The organism is Cyanobacterium stanieri LEGE 03274 (genome assembly GCF_015207825.1).
GTDB classification, from domain to species: domain Bacteria; phylum Cyanobacteriota; class Cyanobacteriia; order Cyanobacteriales; family Cyanobacteriaceae; genus Cyanobacterium; species Cyanobacterium stanieri_B.
Window position 1 is genome coordinate 12,472 of record NZ_JADEWC010000034.1, and the last position, 20,506, is coordinate 32,977.

Sequence of the window (20,506 nt, forward strand, 5' to 3'; positions counted from 1 at the left end):
TTCTCCTGTGAGTTTTGATAATTTTTAGCTAATGATTTTTAAGTTTTATGATTAGTTATCAAAGAATGATATTTTCTTAACTTACCCATGATATATATATGAGTAGAGATTTTTTAATTAATTAATTAAGTTCAGATTATTGATAATTTATCAGTAAGTTTTTAAATAGAGTTTATAGAAGCATATGGAATAACATTTTGTAAGGAAATTATCTGACATTTATTATTTACTAAAACTAATATTATAAGCATTTTATTTTTTAAATTATTAATATTGATGATGGTCTTTTGTAAATCAAAACTGTTCACTAGATTTCCTTTTAAATCTAAACATAATATTTTTCCTTGAGAACTTGCACAGATAAAATAATTGTCAAAAGCGACAATAAATTGAGAGTAAAAATTTAAAGGTATTCTTTTGATGGTAAAAGGTTTAAGATTAATAATAATTAGATGATTAGTAAATTTTTCTCTAGCTATAAAGTAGTTTTTATGTTGAGGATTAATCTTAATATTTTCTAGGGGTAAGTTTAAACAATAGTGATTATACCAAGCTCCTTTTCTGGTAAAAAATTTCCAAAATGTATAGTTTTTATTAACTTCTTTTTGTTCAAATATTACCAATCCATGTCCTTGGTCAATTATTATAATTTCTTTGGGGAAAAAGTCTTCTATAGAAGGCATTAAACAACTTAAATCATCTAATTTGATTAACTGAAATTTTTTATTTAGATTGTCGTTAATTCCTAAGGTTAACCATTGACAACTAGGGGCGATCGCACTTATAAAAATATTAGCAGAAAAAGAATATAAAAGACTTATATCTTCAGATAAAACATTAAAAAAATAACAATAAATATCAGTATTTTTAACGACTACAAAACAACCATCATTAATAATTTGTAAATCGATGATATTACCATCAAAAAATTTTACCTTAGTAGCAAAAATAGATAACTGATTATTAATAACCTGATATTGCTTAATAACAACCTTATTATCAACGGCGAAATAAAAATAAGATTCACTAACCACAAACAAAGGAAAAACATGATCTAAACTATCAATAATATCAACTTGAAACGCACCATTTTCCCCCTCTAAAAAACCATCAAAAAAAGGACTCCTATCCACAATTTTTGTATCTAAACCCAATAAAAATCGTAAAACTTGCCCTTTCATTTCCTTAGCAGTGCGAAAACGATGACTTGGCAACTTTGCCAAAGCAGTCTTTAAAATATCTTGCAAAAAAGGCGATAAATGTTCAGGAATATCAGGAGAATAATTAAGATGCCCTATCATAATTTCCTTTGGGCTACCAGAAAAAGGACGTTTTCCCGTCAATAATTCATATAGAATAATCCCCACAGCGTAAATATCCGAACTATAGGAATATTTACCATAAAATTGCTCAGGGGCCATATAGGCAGGAGAACCAGTATCCCCTAAACTATGAATATCATTCCCCTTATCTTCTATCTCAATTTTTGCCACTCCAAAATCAGATATTTTGGCAACCCAACCATTAGGAGAAACTGTTAATAAAATATTTTCTGGCTTTAAATCTCGGTGAATAATTCCTTTTAAATGGACATAAGATAAACCAGATAAAATATCGACAATTATTTTTAGTTTTTGTTCTATATTTAATCCAATAGAACTATCAATAAAATCTCTTAAAGTACCACTATCACAATATTCTGTTACCAAAAAACGATTTTTTTTACTATGCTCTAAACCTTGACAACGGATAATATTTTCATGGTCTAAACTTAATAAAATTCTGGTTTCTCGTAAAAACTTTTTTGTGGAAAACTTTTGGGCGTCTAACTGTTTTAGGGCAAATAATTCCCCCGTTTGTCGATGAATGGCACTATACACTTTACCAAATTGCCCTTCCCCTACTAGGCTTAACATTCGATAATTACTACTTTTCACCAGATGACACCCATAATTTTATCTTTGGATATGTATAGTATAACCATGACCTAACACCTAATATCCCACACCTAAAAACCAATTAATGTAAGAAATGCCTTACCCCAGTAAATACCATCACCAAACCTAACTCATCGGCTGCTTTAATGGAGTCTTTATCTTTAATTGAGCCTCCTGGTTGAATTATCGCTGTGATACCTGCAGCGGCCGCAGTGCGGACAGAATCATCAAAGGGGAAAAAGGCATCACTAGCTAAATAAGCCCCTTGGGCTTGATTTCCTGCTTGTTCTAGGGCGATTTTCACCGAGCCTACCCGATTCATTTGCCCTGCACCGATACCGAGGGTAGTACGATTTTTGCTAATGGCGATCGCATTTGATTTTACATGTTTAACAATCTTCCAAGCAAAGAATAACTCTTTTAATTGCTCTTCGGTGGGTTTTTTCTCGGTGACAACTTCCCATTGGGCAGGGCTTTCGATTTGTATATCATTATCTTGCACTAAAAAGCCCCCGGCGATCGCCTTTATATTATCCTGACTACCTGCATATAAATCCGAGAGAATCAACACCCTTAAATTAGGCTTTTTAGCTAAAATTTGTTTTGCTTCCTCAGTGCAATCAGGGGCAACAATACATTCTAAGAAAATCTTACTCATAGCCGTAGCCGTAGGGGCATCAATGGGGCGATTTAGGGCGACAATACCCCCAAAAGCCGAGACAGAATCCGCCTCATAAGCCTTATTATAAGCATCTATCAGACTAGAACCCACAGCCACCCCACAGGGGTTAGTATGTTTGACAATTACCGCCGCTGGTTCATCTTCGGGAAATTCGGCTATTATTCTTCTAGTAGCCTCTAAATCCACCAAATTGTTATAACTTAACTCCTTACCCTGTAACTGCTGCGCCCCTGCCCAACCAGTTTTTTGATTACCGCTTTGATACCAACTCGCCTGTTGATGGGGGTTTTCTCCATAACGTAGGGTTGCAATTTTTTGTCCACCGATGCCATAATAACCCTGGGTATCTGGGGCAACTTCACCGAAATAACGACAAATGGCCTGATCATAACTTGCTGTCATGGCAAAGGCTTCCGCCGAACGAGCTTGACGAAATTCGAGGGTAGTTTTACCGCCATGGGCTCTCAATTCTTCGATATATTGATTATACATGGCAGGGTTAGTTAATACCGCCACATGGTGATAATTTTTTGCCGTCGCCCTCACCATGGCAGGGCCACCAATATCGATTTTTTCGATCGCCTCTGCTAAGGTACAATTAGGATCGGCAATGGTTTGTTCAAAGGGATATAAGTTCACCACCACCGCATCAAAAGCCCTAATGTCGTTGGCTTTTAAATCTGCTAAGTCTTCTTCGGTATCACGGGCAAGGATACCCCCATGGATACGAGGATGTAAGGTTTTTACCCTACCGCCCAAAATTTCGGGTGAGCCTGTGTAGTCACTTACTTTAGTTACTTTTATTCCTGCGGATTGGAGGGTTTTGGCTGTACCACCACTACTGACGATGTCAAAGCCAAATTCGTTAACTAATGTTTGCGCTAACTCTACAATACCTGTTTTATCTGAAACGCTTAATAAAGCTAAACCTGTCATTAATTTACTATAAAAATACTAATTACGATCAAACAATAGCTTACCATAGTTGCTATTAGTCCATTCTTTGCTTATGGGGAAACCATGGATAATTATTATTTCTTGTTTCTTGCTCTAATGATTCATTCTCAATTATCAATTATTCTCCTATATTAGATATAATGATTCGCCCTTAGACAACGGGATAAAATTGAAATAGTACCATGAAAAAATTTTTACAACAAACATTCGCTAGTTTTATCGGTAGTTTAGCCGGTTTATTTTTCTTTTTTGCCCTCAGTGCGGGGGGTTTATTTTTCTTTTTCATGGCTTTATTGATGAGTAGCAATACCCCCCAAGTGGAAAATCAATCGGTATTAGTTTTTAACCTTAATAGTCAAATTACTGATAGTACGGGCGATCGCCCTTTAGCTACGGTATTAAGCGAAGAAAGCCCCAGTGTTTTAACCCTCAGACAAATCACCACGGCTATTAATCGGGCGGCGGAGGATGAACGCATTACGGCTTTATTTTTGGATGGAAGTCGAGGTAATATTAACACAGGATATGGTAGTTTATCGGAGATTAAAACTGCTTTAGAAAATTTTAAAAATAGCGGTAAAAAAATTATTTCTTATAATGTTTCTGCGGGAGAAAAAGATTATTTTTTGACCTCTATTGCCGATGAAGTTTATCTAAATCCTTTAGGCTCTTTGGAGATGAATGGTTTAAGTTCTAGTCAATTATTTTTTGCTGATGCCCTCGATAGATATGGCATTGGGGTACAAATAATTAGGGTGGGTCAATATAAGTCTGCGGTAGAACCTTTTACCCGTAACGATTTTAGCCCCGAAAGTCGCTTACAAACAGAGGAGTTGTTAACTAATTTATGGGATATATACACCGATGAAATTAGTAATCCTCGTTCTTTAACTCCTAGTAATATTAATAATATTGCTGATAATATTGGTTTTTTGAAAGCTGAAGAAGCTGAAGAATTAGCTTTAATTGATGGGCTTAGTTATCTTGATGAAGTTAATGATAATTTAAAGGTTATTTCTAATAATGAAAATAGTGAATCTTTACCGACTATTGATATTAGAAAATATGTAACTATTACTAATAATACAAATAATCAAAATGTCAAAGATACCATTGCCATTCTTCACATTGACGGTAATATCGTTGATGGTATGGGTAGAGTGGGAGAGGTAGGGGGCGATCGCATGGCTCAAGAAATTGAAAAAATTAGAGATGATGATAATATAAAAGGGGTTATCGTCAGGATTAATAGTCCTGGGGGAAGTGCGATCGCATCTGAACGCATTACCAGAGAATTAGAACTCACCGCCCAAGAAAAGCCCATCGTTATCTCTATGGGGGATGTGGCCGCCTCTGGGGGTTATTGGATAGCCACGGCGGGAGAAAAGATATTTGCCAACGAAAGCACCATCACAGGCTCTATAGGTGTCTTTGGTTTACTATTTAATCTCGAAGATATTGCTGATAGTGTGGGTGTTAATGCTGATGTCATCAAAACCAACGAATTAGCGGATATAAACAACACCTTTCAAGCTAAAACAGACCAAGAAATTGAGATTTATCAAAGCAATGTTGACCAAATTTATAACCTTTTTCTTGAAAAAGTAGCCCAATCCCGTAATTTATCTATTCCAGAGGTTGATGAAATTGCCCAAGGCAGAGTCTGGTTAGGTAATATTGCCCAAGAAATTGGCTTAGTGGACGAAATTGGTGGGTTAGACAGTGCGATCGAATATCTTAACACTGTTTTAGAATTAAATGAACAATATAAAATTCAAGAATTTCCCCAACGAAGAAACTGGGAAAATGAATTATTAACGGCTTTAGAAAATAGTCAATTAAACACTAATAAAATAAATAAAGCTGCCCTAGCTAATACTATTTGGAATCTTAATTCAGAACTAGAATTAATAGATATTATTGAAAAACCCAATCGTATTTACTCCATACTTCCTTTTAAAATGAACATCAAATAGTCAAGGATTAAGTGTTAGGTAAAATATCCTTATTAAAAATAGATTCTAGCCGAACTAAGATTGATTTAAGGGGAGCTCTTATGTGTTTAGAAAAGGTTAATTTATCACCGATGGACTTTCTTTCTTATCATCATTGGTTACATCAGAGGAAATAGGATTAGATAAACTTTTTCTTTGATAAAAACTATAACTTAACCATCGCCAAGGAGTAATAATTAAAGACTTAAATAGTAAATAAATAGTCTGCCATTCCGAAGCAGTATTTAAACCCAACCAAGGATGATTATTTAGGCAATATATCCTAGCAATCAATTGACGATAACGGTGTATATTTGTTGTCTCCAATATAACCTTAAATTGATAACTATTTTTAGTCTTTTTAATCTCCGTTACCTCCCCTTCAAGATATAAATTTTGGGCAATTATTTCCATCTTTTCAGAATTAATAGATAATTGATTTTGATTTACCTCCCCTGTAATTTGTTTCCCATTAACCAAATTAGAAGATAAGTAATCCAACTCCACCAGCGCCCCTACATCACAAATTTTAGTCATCATACCTTGATAAATATGCTCATCAATTACCACCCTAACCCCTTCGCAAATATTAAACCATTCATAATTATTGGGTTTTGGTATATCTAACATTGCCCAAAGAGATAAAGAAATAATCATCAAATTATAAACATTCCAAAAAAGGATTAAACCAATGCCCCCAGCCGAATTTAACTCCCCCAAAGACTCCCTCAGAATTAAGCCAATAATACTAATTAAATTAACCACATTAACCCCTAACACAAAACATAAAGGAGAAGCCAAACTCCAATTAAAATAATAACGATCGCACTTAGTCCCCTTTGGTGTAACCTTAAAAATAGAACCAAAAGGAGTAATCAAAGTTTGAATTACTTCCCAAGCCACAGGAAAAGTAGTAACAATATTATAAACTTCCGAAATCATTGCCGAACGACTACGAAAATTTAACCAAGCAAAAGTGCCAACCTGCAAACAATAATAAGGCACAACAAAATAAACAATCTCCGATAAACTCGCTTCAATGGGAATAATCCCAGCGGTATATAGTAAAGGTAAAAAGAAAATAACAATCCTTAAAGGGCTAGTAAACCATTGAATAATTCCCTCAAAATGGGCTAACCTCTGCCAAAAATTTAATCCCCTAATGGTTAAAGGATTTTCTGCAATAAATAAAGATTGAATAGTGCCCCTTGCCCACCTTTGTCGTTGTCTAATATGCCCAAAAATATTTTCCGCCGATAACCCCGCACTTAAACTCTCATTGAGATAGGCTACTTCATAACCCTGCGCCGATAACTTAACCCCTGTATGATAATCTTCGCTTAAAGAATTTTGACAAAAACCACCAATTTCCATAAGGTGCGATCGTCTTACCAAAAAAGAACTACCATAACATAAAGCACTATGCCAACTATCTCTGACTACCTGATAATGACGGGAAAAAATTTCTACATCAGGGGGAAAACTATTTTCTAAACCTAAATTACGAGTAACAGGATCAGGAGAATAAAAACTTTGATAAGTTTGTAGTAGGGCTAACTTTTGTTTTTGGAAAAAACCCACCGTGCGAATTAAAAAACTTTCTTGAGGAATAAAATCAGCATCAAAAACCGCAATCAATTCTCCATCAGTATGTTGTAAAGCATTATTTAAATTTCCCGCTTTAGCATGAAAATTATCAGCCCGAGTAATATAATTACACCCTAATTCATAGGCTAATTGTGCAATTTCTTGCCTATCACCATCATCCAATAAATATACTTTTTTTCTTTGATAATTTATTCCCTGACAAGAAACAATGGTTTTCTTAATAATATCATAAGGCTCGTTATAGGTAGGAATTAAAATATCAACCGTCGGTTGATAACTTCCATCCATAACTATTTGACGGAATCTATTTGCCTCCCTGTTTCTAAATTTTAGCCCTAACATCATTAAATTTTGTAATAATGGACTAAAAACAAAAAATAGTTCAATTCCCCATAATAAAATGCTACATATTCCCGTAACTTTATCATCAAAATTTAAACTAGATAAACTACGCCATAAAATATAACGTATCATCATAAAAGTTAAAATAATAACAGTTATAAAACGTTTAATTTTATTTTGTTTTTTAAATACACTATTTACTATAATTGTAAAGACAATAGATAAAATAGCTGGTAAATATAATAAATAATCTACTTTAAAATTCGGTACTACTAACCATAAAGGAGGATTATTTTGAATGGTAGCAATATTATCAAAAAATAGAGAAATAGTATCTTCACCTATCAGCCATCCAGTGAAAATGCTACCAATAATAATTAAGATAGTTAATATGATGCGGGTAGCAGGATAAATTCGATAATTTTTGTTTAACATTGTCTTTTTTACTTTCAGAATGATTACATCGTGATTATCGGTTTTCAATTCCAAGGAATTATCCCAATACCATGGGAAAAGTTTGACAATCGTTATATATAAATACGAAGCCCCTTACCTGTTTAGATTCGTTTTTACTTACAAAAGGTTCAACTATTCTTTTTCTATGGATTTTCTGCCTTTTCAGAAGTTATATTCTCTCCACGTTAACTTATGTTAAGAAAACCCGTGCGATCATGGGCATATAAGAATATAAAAGGTAAAAATAATAGATGATTATTATTCCTTGAACACCTAATATCAAGTCCGTTTCATCACTTACACATTAGAGTGAAGTTTCAGGTATTAAGGAGATGGGGTGATAAGGAGTAAGGGTGATGGGGAGTGGAGGTGATGAGGATAGTAATAGTTTGACTATTTATTGTCCATGGTCAATTGTTTACACCTTCACAACCGTAATTTTTTACACAATGGGGCAACTCGGAAGATACAATCTATTCATAACAAACTTTCCGAGTTTGAAATAACTCATCTTTATATCTAATCCTACAACTTCATTTTTTATTGACTAATCTGATGTACAATTAAGCCTTAAGTGGCACTGTTGTAAAAAATATTAATTCCTATGAGCGCAAAAGTAGAAATTTATACTTGGAGTACCTGTCCTTTTTGTATTCGTGCAAAAGGATTATTAAACCAAAAAAATGTCGATTTTGTTGAATATTGTATAGATGGCGATCGCACTGGAAAAGAAGAAATGTCAGCTAGGGCAAACGGTAGAACAAGTGTGCCTCAAATATTCATCAATGACGAGCATATAGGGGGTTGTGATGATATTTATGCCTTAGAAAGAGCGGGAAAATTAGATAGTTTATTAAATAGTTAAAATTTGCGTAAATAATTTTGAGATTACTTATTCAATCCCTAAACAAAAAAGTAATATCAATTAATCATTAAAAGATTATTTGTCCTCCCCATCATTTTTTTATTTCTCGCCAGAATCTAACATTAAATACCATCCATCAACATCACCCATGAAATTTGCATTCATCATCGATCCGATTTCCAAATTAGACCCAACCCATGATAGTAGTGTTGCTATAATGGAAGCAGCGCAAATTCTTGGTCATGAAATCTGGATTACTTATATATCCGACTTGAGTATAGTTGATGGAAAAGCATACGCTCATTTACAACCCCTCACCCTTCAACCTGTCAAACTTGTCGATAATCATTGGGTAGCCGAAAATAACTGGTATAGTCTTCATTCCTCACAATTTTTACCCCTAGAAACATTTGATGGGGTATTTATGCGTAAAGATCCTCCTGTAACTATCCCTTATCTTTATGCTACTTACATATTAGACCTTATTAACCCCCAAAAAACCAAAGTAATTAACTCTCCCCAAGGGATTCGTTGTGCCAACGAAAAGATATATGCCCTCAATTTTACTTCAGTGATACCCGATACCATTGTTTCTCAAAATAAATCCGTTATTGCTGACTTTCTCGAAGCTAAGGGGGAAGCAGTCATCAAACCCCTTGGAGGTAAAGCAGGGGAAGGTATCTTATTTTTAGAAAAGGGCGATCGCAACTTTAACTCCCTTATTGAAGTTAGCACAAAACAAGGACAAGAACCCGTCATGGTGCAACAATATCTCCCTGCCGCCAAAGAAGGGGATAAAAGAATTATTATTGTCAATGGTAAACCCCTTGGGGCTGTCAATCGCATTCCCACTGGGAAGGAATTTCGAGGTAACATGGCCGTTGGTGGTAGGGTAGCCAAAACGGAAATTACCCCCGAAGACTTAAAAATTTGTCATGCTGTAGCGCCTCGGTTAATGGCTGACGGTTTAACTTTTGTGGGTATTGATGTTATTGGTGGTTATTTAACTGAAGTTAACGTTACTAGCCCTACAGGTATCCGAGAAATTGACTTTTTGAACAACGTTAGTCTAGGGAAGGAAACTATTTATTCTTTATTTGCACCCTAGTTAAAATTTTGTCTGTTTTCTTGATGAAATCATCATTTCATGTTATATTTATATCATAATGGAAGTATATTTACTTTTTTGAAAATTGCTTATAATCCCATTATTAACAACCTACTCTTATTCTCTCTTATAAAAAAGAGAAAGTCAAGAAAAAAGCGATTTTTTTTAACATTTATTAATAAAAAATATTTTAATAACTAATGAAAACAAGAAATAAAGGCTTTATAGTAATAAAATTCTTAAACCGAGAAAAATAAGAATAATACCACCAATCATCTCCGCTTGTTTTTCAAATAGATGACCAAATTTACCGCCCAGGATTACCCCAGCAAAAGATAGGGAAAAAGTAATAACCCCCACGGCAATTAAAAGATTAACAATGCCCGATTCAACCAAGGAAAAACTTAAGCCCACGGCTAAAGAATCAATGCTAGTAGCGATGGCCAAGCCAAATAGATTATAAAGATTACGAGGATTCTTGTCCAACTTTTCCTCATCATCCTCCATACCTTCTAAAATCATTTTAATGCCGATAAAAGCTAATAAAATAAAAGCAATCCAATTATCAAAATTAGGAAGAAAATCACGAAATATTAAACCAAAAAACCAGCCAATAATGGGCATTAAAATTTGAAAACTGCCAAAAAAAGTTGCTATTAATAAAGCATCTTTAATCTGAACTTTTTTAATAGTTAAGCCACTACATACAGACACAGCAAAAGCATCCATTGCTAGACCGAAAGAGGTTAATAAAATAGTAACTAAATTCACGATTAATAATAAGAATAAAAATAAATAACCATTCATATTGTAATCCTTTTTGTGCAGATTCAACTTTTAAAATAATCATCTAAAATAAAAAATATATTTTGATAAAATTATGAAAAAAAGATGATAAAAATATGAAACTAATTGACACAGTAAAAATGGCCACTACTACCCTCATGGCAAACAAAATGCGTAGTAGCCTAACCATGCTTGGTATCGTCATCGGTAATGCTTCGGTGATTGGCATGATTGGCATCGGACAAGGGGCGCAACAACTAGCTTCCGAACAATTCGAGTCCTTGGGGGCAAATGTTTTATTTGTGATTCCGGGTAGTCGCCAAAGCCGACGCACCACCTTTGAAACCCCTAACACCCTTGTATTAAGCGATGCAGAGGCGATCGCCTCTCAAGTCCCCAGTGTAGAAAATGTATCTCCCCAGATAAATGGTCGTTTTCTTGTCACCGCAGGAAGTAGAAATAATAACGTTTTAGTCACAGGGGTAACCCCCGACTTTTTACCCGTGCGTAGCTTCGTGGTAGAAACAGGACGCTTTTTTGATGATACCGAAGTGCAACGCAGTGTAAGGGTGGCTGTCATTGGCCCTGAAATTGCTAGTCAATTTTTTCCCAACCAAAATGCCATCGGAGAGACGATTAAAGTAAGAAACGTCAATTTTGAGGTCATTGGCATAATGGAGGAAAAAGGCTCGTTTCTAGGGACAAATCAGGACGAAACCGTCTATATTCCTCTGACTACCATGGCTAATCAATTAGTGGGGCGTACATCTCAGTTTGGCACTCAAGTAAGTGTCATTAACGTTTCCGCAAGGGATGCCGATAGCATTGAAGCCGCCCGTTTTCAAATTGAAAATTTGTTGCGACTACGGCATAAAATTGTCGGGGAAGATGATTTTGTGGTGGAAACCCAAAAAGATGTTTTAAGCATTGTGGGTACGGTAACGGGTGGCTTAACAATCATGTTGGGGGCTATCTCCGCCATTTCCCTATTGGTGGGGGGTATTGGGGTAATGAACATTATGCTCGTTTCTGTCACCGAAAGGACTCAGGAAATCGGGCTACGCAAGGCCATTGGGGCAACGGAAGAAAATATCCTCTTACAATTCCTCATTGAAGCGGTAATTATTTCGGCGGCGGGGGGTGTGGTTGGCACTGCCATTGGGGTGGGAGGGTTAACCCTAGTGGCTTTATTATCTCCTTTACCCGCTACGGCTTCTCCAGTGGCGATCGCCCTTGCGGTGGGTGTTTCAGGGGGGATAGGTTTATTTTTTGGGGTAGTACCTGCTAGACAAGCCGCAAAATTAGATCCCATTGTTGCCTTACGCAGTGCTTAAATAATTGACAATGGACAATGGACAATTACGGTAAATTAATATTTTCTTGTCTATGTCATCAAAAAAAATGGGTTTAAAACCTCGTGTTTCTAGCACGACTTTATACTTCTTACAAAAACAATTGGTATATTGTAAGAAAGTGTGTTAGGGTAACCATAAGTAAAAGAACAATATTTGAGATGCTAAATCTAACGTTCAACTACAAGCTCAAACCTACAGAAAAACAGATAAAGGTCATTGAAGACAACCTCGCTGTTTGTAAATCGGTTTGGAATCATGCCTTGTATGAACGTAAGTTGTGGTACAACAGCCGTAGTTGCCCTATAGATAGATGTTCTTTAAATGGGGAATATATTGTAGAACCTTTTGAATATCCTAATTACCATATACAGTCGGCATCTTTAACAAAAGCTAAGAAGACAAATGCTTTTCTAAAGTCAGGCAACGCCCAATCAATGCAACAGACTTTGAGAAAATTAGACAGAGCTTTTAATGACATGAAATCGAAAGGGTTGGGTTTTCCTAGATATAAAAAGAAAATGAAATCCTTTAATGTGTTAGGCAGTCCAATGTTAGAAGGTAATCGCCTAAAAATGCCATTATTAAAATCGGTGAAAATCATCAAATCTAGGAACCTTCCTGAAGGCTTTGTCATTAAACAAGTTCAAATCATTAAAAAAGCGAGTGGTTACTATGCTAATTTAATGATTGAATTAGATGTGGATGTGGTGCAACCAATACCCCATGGTCATGCTGTGGGTATTGATGTAGGTATTAAAAGTATGATTGCTACCTCTGATGGTTTAGTCCTTCCCAGACCTTCTTTTTTAGACAAAACTCTGCGCAAGATTAAATTACTGCAAAGAAAATTAAGAAATAAAATTAAAGGGTCAAATAAATGGAAAAAACTACAACATCGAATATCTTTGTTACACGAAACAGTCACCAATAGCCGTAAAGACTATCATTTTAAGTTAGCACACCAACTTTGTGATGGGGTGGGGATGATCTTTGTAGAGGATATTAATTTCATTTCTTGGTCAAAGGGATTGTTCAGTAAACAGTCTTTAGATATGGGATTAGGACAGTTTTTTGGTATTTTAGAATATGTTTGTTCTCAGACAGATACTTACTTTCTGAAAGTAGATAAAAACTATACTTCTCAAATGTGTCCCAACTGCGGTACTCACACAGGCAAAAAAACACTGAATGTTAGAATCCATAAGTGTTTTGAATGTGGGTATGAAGAAGATCGAGATGTTGCGGCGGCAGAAGTAATTAAAAATCGAGGTTTAGGAAATATTGCGGTAGGAACTACCGTGATTAAACAGCCCAGTAACGGCGTTCTGTCGGGGGCAAAAGCCTAGATAAGAGTCTATATGGGAATCCCCTCCCCTTCAGGCAGGGGAGGTTCAAAAAACAAGAGTTAATTATTTATATTAGAAAAAGATAAAAATGACGGCAATAAAGATAGGACTTTTATTTGGTGGACGTTCCGGGGAACATCAGGTTTCTATTAAATCAGCAAGGGCGATCGCAACGGCTCTTGAAACAGGGGAAAATCAAGAAAAATATCAAGTAATACCCTTTTATATAAACCCCCATGGAATATGGTTAGAGCCTGAAAAATCCGCACAAATCCTAGCATCAGGCACCGCCGATGATAGTCAATGCCAAGGCTCAAAATGGCAATTTCCGAGCCAGTGTCAAGAAATACAAGTATGGTTTCCTATCCTCCATGGCCCCAATGGAGAAGATGGCACCGTACAAGGATTATTAACCCTAATGGATGCACCCTTTGTGGGTAGCGGTGTTTTAGGCTCGGCCTTAGGTATGGATAAGATTGCCATGAAAAATGCCTTTGCCATCGCCCAATTGCCCCAAGTCGATTATATTGCCGTTACTAGAGATGAAGTTTTTTCTGGCCCTTGTGTATTCCCGAAAAAGTGCGATCATATTGATGAAACCCTTGGTTATCCCTGCTTTGTAAAACCAGCCAACCTAGGCTCATCCGTAGGCATTGCCAAAGCCAACACCCGTCAACAACTAGAAGAAGCCCTCGACATGGCCGCCCAATATGATACCCGTATCATCGTTGAAGCAGGGGTAAAAGCCAGAGAAGTAGAGTGCGCTGTGTTAGGCAATGGCCAAGCCAAAGCCTCCGTGGTGGGCGAAATTAGCTATGATGCTGACTTTTATGACTATGAAACCAAATACACCGACGGCAAGGCGCAATTAATCATCCCCGCCCAACTTCCTCAAAACATTGTCAACAAAATCCAAGAAATGTCCCTAAAAGCATTCCATGCCCTCAATTGTCAAGGATTATCAAGGGTGGATTTTTTCTATGTAGAAGAAACAGGGGAAGTGTTAATCAACGAAATCAACACCCTCCCTGGATTTACCGCCCTCAGTATGTATCCTCAATTATGGGAAGCATCAGGGGTAAAATTTGCCGATTTGGTGGATACATTAATTGATTTAGCGCTTAACTCCTAGCTAGGAGAGTAATATTAAATCCCTGAATCAAAATATACCTTAGTTCAATAAGTTGAACTAACCACTGTTAGCAGTGTAATTCATTACATGGTGGGGCAGGGAAGACAAAATCTATTTATAAAGAATTATCCGAACTTGATACAATTCATTGCAAGGGGAGTGATGATATATTTGCTAAATCGGATTTGGTATAATCACACATTATCCCCCCTAAAGACGTACCATGGTACGTCTCTACCACCTGATTCCTAAACAAAAGTAGTTGACACCATAGCCGCCATCAATGACTCAGGTTTTACCGTAAAAGGCAGACGATGAATATCAGACTCTGGCTGACAAGCAATTTGAGCGCAGCGGCGTAATTCCTCAAGGGTAATTTTACCCAAGCCCAAATCCTCAAGGGTACAAGGTAACCCAAGGGTTTTATAAAACTTGATTAACTGTTGTCTGGAAGTAGCCGCTAACTTATTATTATCTAACATTTCCTCTAGTCTGAGCTGCACCAAAATACCATAGGATACCTTCGCCCCATGAAGATTATGATGACTACTTGATAAATGGGTAAGCGCATTATGCACCGCATGGGCGGCAACCGTGCGACAATTTGCCCCCCCCAAACCACCGCTTACCCCCGCAAGTAATACCGTGGCATCTACCACCTCTTTCCAATCTTCCCTGAGAGGATGGGCAACAGCACTTTCTGTCTTTTGAAATAAAATATCCCTTAATACCCTAGCCTGTTGTACCGCCGCAATGGTTAACGTAGCGCTCGAATTACCACTACTAATAGAAGCCTCGTACCACTTGGCGATCGCATCTCCAACCCCTGCAATAAGGGTATGAGAAGGGGCAGAGGCAATTAAACCATAATCTAAAATCAACAAATCAGGGCAACTTCTCAAACTCACATCATACAAAAAAGCCCCCTCCTCAGAATAAATATTACTCAACGCACTCCAAGCCGCACAAGTCGCCCCAGAAGTAGGAATAGTAACCACAGGTAATCCAGCCTTAAAAGCCAATAACTTAGCCATATCCAAAGCCTTACCACCGCCCACACCAATGACAAAATCAGCCCCATGGGATTTTAAACCCTTCTCCAACCTAGCCAAAGAAGTCTCACAACAGTCAGGCGCATAACTATCATAACAAGGCTTTAAACCATATTCCTTAAAAAATCCCTCCAAATAACCATCAACCATCTTCAAAGTATTATCACCACCCACCACCATCGGGCGTTTACCCCAACGGGCAATTTCCGCCCCAGCATTTTTTAAACAATCTTCCCCCTTCAATATTCTGCCAGGGGCAATTTGTAAACTAAAAATTTCTTTCTTCGTACCCTGACTAACTACCGATTTTGTTTTACTCATAGATAAAATTCAATCTTTAAAATAATAGATTCTCACCATTGCCCTTTAACCCGACTAACTATTTCTCCATGGATAAATGATACGTCAGAGGTTCACAAAAACGATCAATTCCCTGTTTAACCGCATAAATAACCACAGGAGTAACCAACAAAGGAGGGCAAATTTTTCGCTCTAATAAATATTGTACGGCAGGTTCAATATAATTGTCTTGTAAATCCTCTCTCAAATCCTGCTCACAGATAGCCACTCGACATCTTTTAACTAATCCCTCAAGCCAATCTACCCTATCAGGAGTTTGCCCAATGGATAAGGCAATATCCGTAGCCGAATCCTCCAAGTCTCCTTCACAATCTTCGATAATAGCTAAAGCCCTCAAGGCGATTTCACAGCCTTCCAATTGCTCTTGATAATAACTAATTTCTTCCCTACTCAGTTGCATTGATTCCAGCATTTATTACTAACTATCAATACAAATTATACTCTTGTGGGTTATCTGTTTTTTTCATCGGCGAAAATAACTTTGTCAATAAATTCAAAAAATGGTATCTTAAATAAGTATCATGGGTACGTAGCTCAGGGGATAGAGCACCAGATTCCGGTTCTGGGTGTCGGGGGTTCGATTCCCTCCGTACTCGTTACTTTTATTGCTCATCATCTAAGGTTTTTAAGCACAAAATAACACCTAAAATAGAGTGATAATCTAGGGAAAATATCCCTACAAACACAATAAAAATACGGACACTTGCCATGTCTTCTAGCCAAGAATCATCCGCCCCCTACAAAAGTAGATTACTTAATTTTTTTAATCGTCAGTATCTGAAAATTAACTCATCTTTAGGCATATCAGTAAGACAATTTACGCAAACTTTTAATACGGGTATCGCTACAATTCTTTATCCTTTTTATCTTTTGCTTAATAATACTAAAAAACTCGGGAATATTTTCACACAGAAAAGCTCTCAAGTTGAACAACAAAAGTTAAATCAAAGCACTCAAAAAATATCCTCTGATTATATTTTAGATCAGGTATCTGAGCAGATTATTAATATTTCTGAAATTCCTAAATTGAAAAAAAACTCTGCCAAGGGTATGGCTAGTTTAATTAATAATCAACAAATTATTATTGCCAAAAATAATAATCAAATCAAAACTTTTTTTTCCCCTCGTCAACAGGAAAAAATAAAAATAATAATTAATGATATTGTTACTGAATATGAAAAACAAAATAAGTTCCTATTGAAAGGAGAATTGAGAGAAAAAAAATATCTTCAAGGCTCTTTTAATATAATCAAATCTTTTAACCAAAAAAAATATCAACAAAGGATTAATCACAATTTAGAAAAAAGCAAAAAATCAGAGATTATTAAAAATAGTCAGCATTTATCAGAGCAATTAACAGATGAAGCTAAGAATAGTATTTCTGATAAAATAATTCTCTTTATAGATAGAGTTGTTTTTAAGATAGAGAAAGGAACTTTAATTATATTTGAGGGCAAAAATAAAAATATTACTAACCCCAAAAATGATCATTATAACGCTGATTTAGAAGCAGAAGATAAAAAATATTTCCGTATATTAATTGAATCCGCCATTAAATACTTTTTTGGTTCAAAAAAAGAACATCATCAAACCATAGATGATTCTAATTATGAACAAAAAATAATTGACAGCGCCCCAGGAAACCAGAAAAATGCTCATAATATTATCCACAAAAATAGGGAAATTAGTAAAGCCATTGAAAATATAGCCCACCAAACCCAAGAAGTTTTACCCATAATACAGGCTAAAACAGAAAAATTAATGGTCAAGGGTTTAAGTCAGGCTTCCCTAATTAAAACTAAGGTTGATAATCTTATCCAAGATGATAATCCCCTTAACATTCAAGCATTAATATGGGCTGCGATCGATTACTTTTTTAATGTTAAATTAGACGAAAATAAACCCCTAACCTTTTCTAAAAATAGTGAAGAATTATTTTTAATTGATGGACAAATTAGCGATCCTTGGTTATCGTGGGAAGACTTGTATGGAGAAAAAAAATCTCCTCTTTTTAACAATCAATTAAAAACCAATCCACCATCTGCCATTGTTATTGATAAGTCCTTAGAAAAAGATTTAGAAATATCAAAACAGGTGTCAGATAATAAAAATAATTTGACAAACCAATCATTATCTAAAAATAAGAATAATACTGAAAATAAAACCATTACTATAGTTCAGGAAAAAGAATTTACTGAGGTTGAGAAACATCCCTCAGAAGGCGAAATCGAGGCTAAAGTTATCAGTATTGGTTATGATAAACATTTTTTAGAAATTATCCTCGAAAAGTTAGATACATTAATACTCGCTTTAGAAGAATTTATTCTAAAGATAATTCGTTTTCTCAAGTCATTAATTGCCTAATTTATCCTGACATAGACATCCAACCAAATCCGAGGACAATTAAAAAGGAATTTGATCCAAAGTTGTATCATCGCCACCATCACTTTCTTGAAGATCTTCCATGGAGTGATCTTCCTCAAGGGTAGCACCAGAATCATTATAATGATCTTCATTTCCAAAATTAGGGACATTATTACGGGGAGATTGTGAACCCACTTTTTGAATTTGAGAAACCGTTAATTCAGCAATTTTTTCCTTATATCCCTGTCTTTCCACCAAATCCATCTTTAAACGGCCAGATAATATTACTTCGTCGCCTTCCTTATAATTTTGTTCAATGTCTGTGGCTAGATTTCCCCAAGCAATTACCTTGAGGGTTGATGGGGGGTTATTGGGTGAAATACTCTCAAATTCTACCATCATTTCACTGATAGCTAGTTGACTTTCTTGGGTATATCGTAATTGAGGACTACGAACAATGGTGGCTGTTAAAACGCAACTATTCATGGTTTTGAGTTAGTAATTTAGTACTTAGCTACTTCCATTATCGCTTATTTTTAGAAAAAATCAACCTTGACAAAAGTTGACTTTGGTGGGCAATGCCCACCCTAATTTTTATAACTCTCTCACATCGGCAACCTTACCATGGACTGCAGCTGCAACTACCATGGCGGGGCTCATTAACAAAGTTCTACCTTGGGCTGAACCTTGACGACCTTTAAAGTTACGATTGGAAGAAGATGCACTGATTTGATCCCCTTGTAGTTTGTCTGGATTCATGGCTAAACACATAGAACAACCGGGCTCACGCCATTCAAAACCTGCTTCCACAAAGATTTTGTCTAATCCTTCGGCTTCAGCTGCTTTTTTTACTCGTTCAGATCCAGGTACGACAAAGGCTTTGACGTTTTCGGCGACATGATGCCCCTGGGCAAGTTTGGCGGCTTCCCTTAGATCGCTTAATCTGCCGTTGGTGCAACTACCAATAAAACAAACATCGATGGGAGTGCCTTTGATGGGTTGCCCTGGTTTGAGCTGCATATATTCAAAGGCTTGAAGGGCGATTTCTTTATCATTTTCCGATAGGCTTTCAAGGTGGGGCATGGATTCGTTAATACCAATACCTTGGCCGGGGGTAATTCCCCATGTGATGGTGGGTTCGATGTCTGAGGCGTTGAAGGTGACCACATCATCATATTGGGCATCATCATCACTACGGAGACTTTGCCACCATTGTACGGCTTGATCCCATGCTTCTCCTTTAGGGGCGAAATCACGATCTTTGAGGTAGTCGAAGGTGGTTTGATCTGGATTTACATAACCGCAACGGGCGCCCCCTTCGATGGACATATTACAGACGGTCATTCTTTCTTCCATACTCATCTGCTCGAAGGTTGTTCCTGCGTATTCGTAGGCGTAGCCCACACCGCCGTTAACTCCTAGTTTACGGATGATGTGGAGGATAACATCTTTGGCGTAAACTCCTTGGGGGAGGGGGCCGTTTACTTCGATTTTTCTTACTTTTAGTTTGGTGAGGGAAAGGGTTTGGGATGCTAATACGTCTCTGACTTGGGATGTACCAATGCCAAAGGCGATCGCACCGAAGGCGCCATGGGTGGAGGTATGGGAATCACCACAGGCGATGGTCATGCCGGGTTGGGTTAAACCCTGTTCGGGGGCGATAACGTGGACGATGCCTTGATTTCCTGAGTTGGTGTTATAAAATCTGATGCCGTTTTCCTTGGTGTTGTTTTCCAAGGCTTGGATCATTTCTTCGGCGAGGGTATCAGCAAAGGGACGGGCTTGGCTTTCGGTGGGTACGATGTGATCTACTGTGGCGACGGTGCGATCGGGGAATAATACTTTCAAACCCCTTTCTCTCAACATTGCAAAGGCTTGGGGGCTAGTTACTTCATGGATTAAGTGTAAGCCGATAAATAATTGGGTTTGTCCTGATGGTAGTGTGCCGACGGTGTGCAAGTCCCAAACTTTATCGAATAGTGTTCCTTTACTCATAATAATTATTTTTACAACTGCTCTTAATATATCTATTATCCTTGACAAGCGATATTTTACGCAACGGAAACAATTGACAATGCACAATTAACAATGGACAGTTAAGAATTGAACATTAAAAGTCATCTCCCTTACTCCTCATCTCCCATACCCCCCATCTCCTATAC

General features: G+C 36.6%; 15 protein-coding genes and 1 tRNA gene. 8 read left to right on the top strand and 8 right to left on the bottom strand.

Annotation, left to right across the window (positions count from 1 at the left end; translation table 11 throughout):
* Positions 1 to 161 precede the first annotated feature (161 nt).
* A complete protein-coding gene (locus tag IQ215_RS12485) occupies positions 162 to 1,916 on the bottom strand; it encodes a serine/threonine-protein kinase (RefSeq protein WP_193801747.1) in 1,755 nt (584 codons plus the stop codon).
* 103 nt (positions 1,917 to 2,019) lie between these two features.
* The gene (gene purH, locus IQ215_RS12490) at positions 2,020 to 3,555 is read right to left on the bottom strand and encodes a bifunctional phosphoribosylaminoimidazolecarboxamide formyltransferase/IMP cyclohydrolase (protein ID WP_193801748.1); all 1,536 of its coding nucleotides are present in this window, start codon (positions 3,553 to 3,555) and stop codon (positions 2,020 to 2,022) included.
* A gap of 203 nt (positions 3,556 to 3,758) precedes the next feature.
* Here purH and sppA point away from each other — a divergent pair, with 203 nt between their 5' ends.
* Positions 3,759 to 5,552 (top strand): signal peptide peptidase SppA, encoded by a 1,794-nt coding sequence (sppA, locus tag IQ215_RS12495; protein WP_193801749.1) that lies wholly within the window; start codon positions 3,759 to 3,761, stop codon positions 5,550 to 5,552.
* A 96-nt stretch (positions 5,553 to 5,648) separates the two neighbouring features.
* On the opposite strand, the gene IQ215_RS12500 is transcribed toward sppA, so the two are convergent.
* Positions 5,649 to 7,955: a glycosyltransferase gene (locus tag IQ215_RS12500; protein ID WP_193801750.1), complete on the bottom strand. Its 2,307-nt coding sequence runs from the start codon at positions 7,953 to 7,955 to the stop codon at positions 5,649 to 5,651.
* A gap of 625 nt (positions 7,956 to 8,580) precedes the next feature.
* Between IQ215_RS12500 and grxC the strand changes: the two genes are divergently transcribed.
* Together grxC and gshB are read left to right on the top strand one after the other, a co-directional pair.
* The gene (gene grxC / locus IQ215_RS12505; protein ID WP_193801751.1) at positions 8,581 to 8,841 is read left to right on the top strand and encodes a glutaredoxin 3; all 261 of its coding nucleotides are present in this window, start codon (positions 8,581 to 8,583) and stop codon (positions 8,839 to 8,841) included.
* Between the two features lie 148 nt (positions 8,842 to 8,989).
* Positions 8,990 to 9,949 (top strand): glutathione synthase, encoded by a 960-nt coding sequence (gene gshB, locus IQ215_RS12510; protein ID WP_193801752.1) that lies wholly within the window; start codon positions 8,990 to 8,992, stop codon positions 9,947 to 9,949.
* 222 nt (positions 9,950 to 10,171) lie between these two features.
* Here the strand turns inward: gshB and IQ215_RS12515 are convergent, their stop codons facing one another.
* Positions 10,172 to 10,720, bottom strand: coding sequence for a manganese efflux pump MntP (locus IQ215_RS12515; RefSeq protein WP_431355535.1), 549 nt, complete (start codon positions 10,718 to 10,720; stop codon positions 10,172 to 10,174).
* Between the two features lie 131 nt (positions 10,721 to 10,851).
* Here IQ215_RS12515 and IQ215_RS12520 point away from each other — a divergent pair, with 131 nt between their 5' ends.
* The 3 genes from IQ215_RS12520 to IQ215_RS12530 all read left to right on the top strand — a co-directional run bounded on the left by IQ215_RS12520 (position 10,852) and on the right by IQ215_RS12530 (position 14,568).
* Positions 10,852 to 12,069, top strand: coding sequence for an ABC transporter permease (locus tag IQ215_RS12520; protein ID WP_193801754.1), 1,218 nt, complete (start codon positions 10,852 to 10,854; stop codon positions 12,067 to 12,069).
* Between the two features lie 179 nt (positions 12,070 to 12,248).
* On the top strand, positions 12,249 to 13,436 hold the full coding sequence (locus tag IQ215_RS12525) for an RNA-guided endonuclease InsQ/TnpB family protein (RefSeq protein WP_193801755.1): 1,188 nt from the start codon (positions 12,249 to 12,251) through the stop codon (positions 13,434 to 13,436).
* Positions 13,437 to 13,524: 88 nt separating this feature from the next.
* Positions 13,525 to 14,568, top strand: a complete 1,044-nt coding sequence (locus tag IQ215_RS12530; RefSeq protein WP_193801756.1) for a D-alanine--D-alanine ligase family protein — start codon at positions 13,525 to 13,527, stop codon at positions 14,566 to 14,568.
* Between the two features lie 248 nt (positions 14,569 to 14,816).
* On the opposite strand, the gene IQ215_RS12535 is transcribed toward IQ215_RS12530, so the two are convergent.
* On the bottom strand, positions 14,817 to 15,941 hold the full coding sequence (locus IQ215_RS12535; RefSeq protein WP_193801757.1) for an iron-containing alcohol dehydrogenase family protein: 1,125 nt from the start codon (positions 15,939 to 15,941) through the stop codon (positions 14,817 to 14,819).
* Between the two features lie 58 nt (positions 15,942 to 15,999).
* Positions 16,000 to 16,392, bottom strand: a complete 393-nt coding sequence (locus IQ215_RS12540) for a hypothetical protein (protein WP_241735314.1) — start codon at positions 16,390 to 16,392, stop codon at positions 16,000 to 16,002.
* Positions 16,393 to 16,503: 111 nt separating this feature from the next.
* Here IQ215_RS12540 and IQ215_RS12545 point away from each other — a divergent pair.
* Positions 16,504 to 16,576 (top strand) — tRNA-Arg (locus tag IQ215_RS12545).
* A gap of 112 nt (positions 16,577 to 16,688) precedes the next feature.
* Positions 16,689 to 18,344, top strand: a complete 1,656-nt coding sequence (locus IQ215_RS12550; RefSeq protein WP_193801758.1) for a hypothetical protein — start codon at positions 16,689 to 16,691, stop codon at positions 18,342 to 18,344.
* A 39-nt stretch (positions 18,345 to 18,383) separates the two neighbouring features.
* Here IQ215_RS12550 and IQ215_RS12555 read toward each other — a convergent pair whose 3' ends face one another.
* Both IQ215_RS12555 and leuC read right to left on the bottom strand, forming a co-directional pair.
* On the bottom strand, positions 18,384 to 18,830 hold the full coding sequence (locus IQ215_RS12555) for a single-stranded DNA-binding protein (RefSeq protein WP_193801759.1): 447 nt from the start codon (positions 18,828 to 18,830) through the stop codon (positions 18,384 to 18,386).
* A 108-nt stretch (positions 18,831 to 18,938) separates the two neighbouring features.
* On the bottom strand, positions 18,939 to 20,339 hold the full coding sequence (leuC, locus tag IQ215_RS12560; RefSeq protein ID WP_193801760.1) for a 3-isopropylmalate dehydratase large subunit: 1,401 nt from the start codon (positions 20,337 to 20,339) through the stop codon (positions 18,939 to 18,941).
* Positions 20,340 to 20,506 lie beyond the last annotated feature (167 nt).

What these genes read in the sequence shown, in the direction of transcription:
- IQ215_RS12485 (WP_193801747.1), bottom strand. Translation starts at nt 1,916, where the DNA reads ATGTTAAGCCTAGTAGGGGAAGGGCAATTTGGTAAAGTGTATAGTGCC.
- purH (WP_193801748.1), bottom strand. Translation starts at nt 3,555, where the DNA reads ATGACAGGTTTAGCTTTATTAAGCGTTTCAGATAAAACAGGTATTGTA.
- sppA (WP_193801749.1), top strand. Translation starts at nt 3,759, where the DNA reads ATGAAAAAATTTTTACAACAAACATTCGCTAGTTTTATCGGTAGTTTA.
- IQ215_RS12500 (WP_193801750.1), bottom strand. Translation starts at nt 7,955, where the DNA reads ATGTTAAACAAAAATTATCGAATTTATCCTGCTACCCGCATCATATTA.
- grxC (WP_193801751.1), top strand. Translation starts at nt 8,581, where the DNA reads ATGAGCGCAAAAGTAGAAATTTATACTTGGAGTACCTGTCCTTTTTGT.
- gshB (WP_193801752.1), top strand. Translation starts at nt 8,990, where the DNA reads ATGAAATTTGCATTCATCATCGATCCGATTTCCAAATTAGACCCAACC.
- IQ215_RS12520 (WP_193801754.1), top strand. Translation starts at nt 10,852, where the DNA reads ATGAAACTAATTGACACAGTAAAAATGGCCACTACTACCCTCATGGCA.
- IQ215_RS12525 (WP_193801755.1), top strand. Translation starts at nt 12,249, where the DNA reads ATGCTAAATCTAACGTTCAACTACAAGCTCAAACCTACAGAAAAACAG.
- IQ215_RS12530 (WP_193801756.1), top strand. Translation starts at nt 13,525, where the DNA reads ATGACGGCAATAAAGATAGGACTTTTATTTGGTGGACGTTCCGGGGAA.
- IQ215_RS12535 (WP_193801757.1), bottom strand. Translation starts at nt 15,941, where the DNA reads ATGAGTAAAACAAAATCGGTAGTTAGTCAGGGTACGAAGAAAGAAATT.
- IQ215_RS12540 (WP_241735314.1), bottom strand. Translation starts at nt 16,392, where the DNA reads ATGCTGGAATCAATGCAACTGAGTAGGGAAGAAATTAGTTATTATCAA.
- IQ215_RS12550 (WP_193801758.1), top strand. Translation starts at nt 16,689, where the DNA reads ATGTCTTCTAGCCAAGAATCATCCGCCCCCTACAAAAGTAGATTACTT.
- IQ215_RS12555 (WP_193801759.1), bottom strand. Translation starts at nt 18,830, where the DNA reads ATGAATAGTTGCGTTTTAACAGCCACCATTGTTCGTAGTCCTCAATTA.
- leuC (WP_193801760.1), bottom strand. Translation starts at nt 20,339, where the DNA reads ATGAGTAAAGGAACACTATTCGATAAAGTTTGGGACTTGCACACCGTC.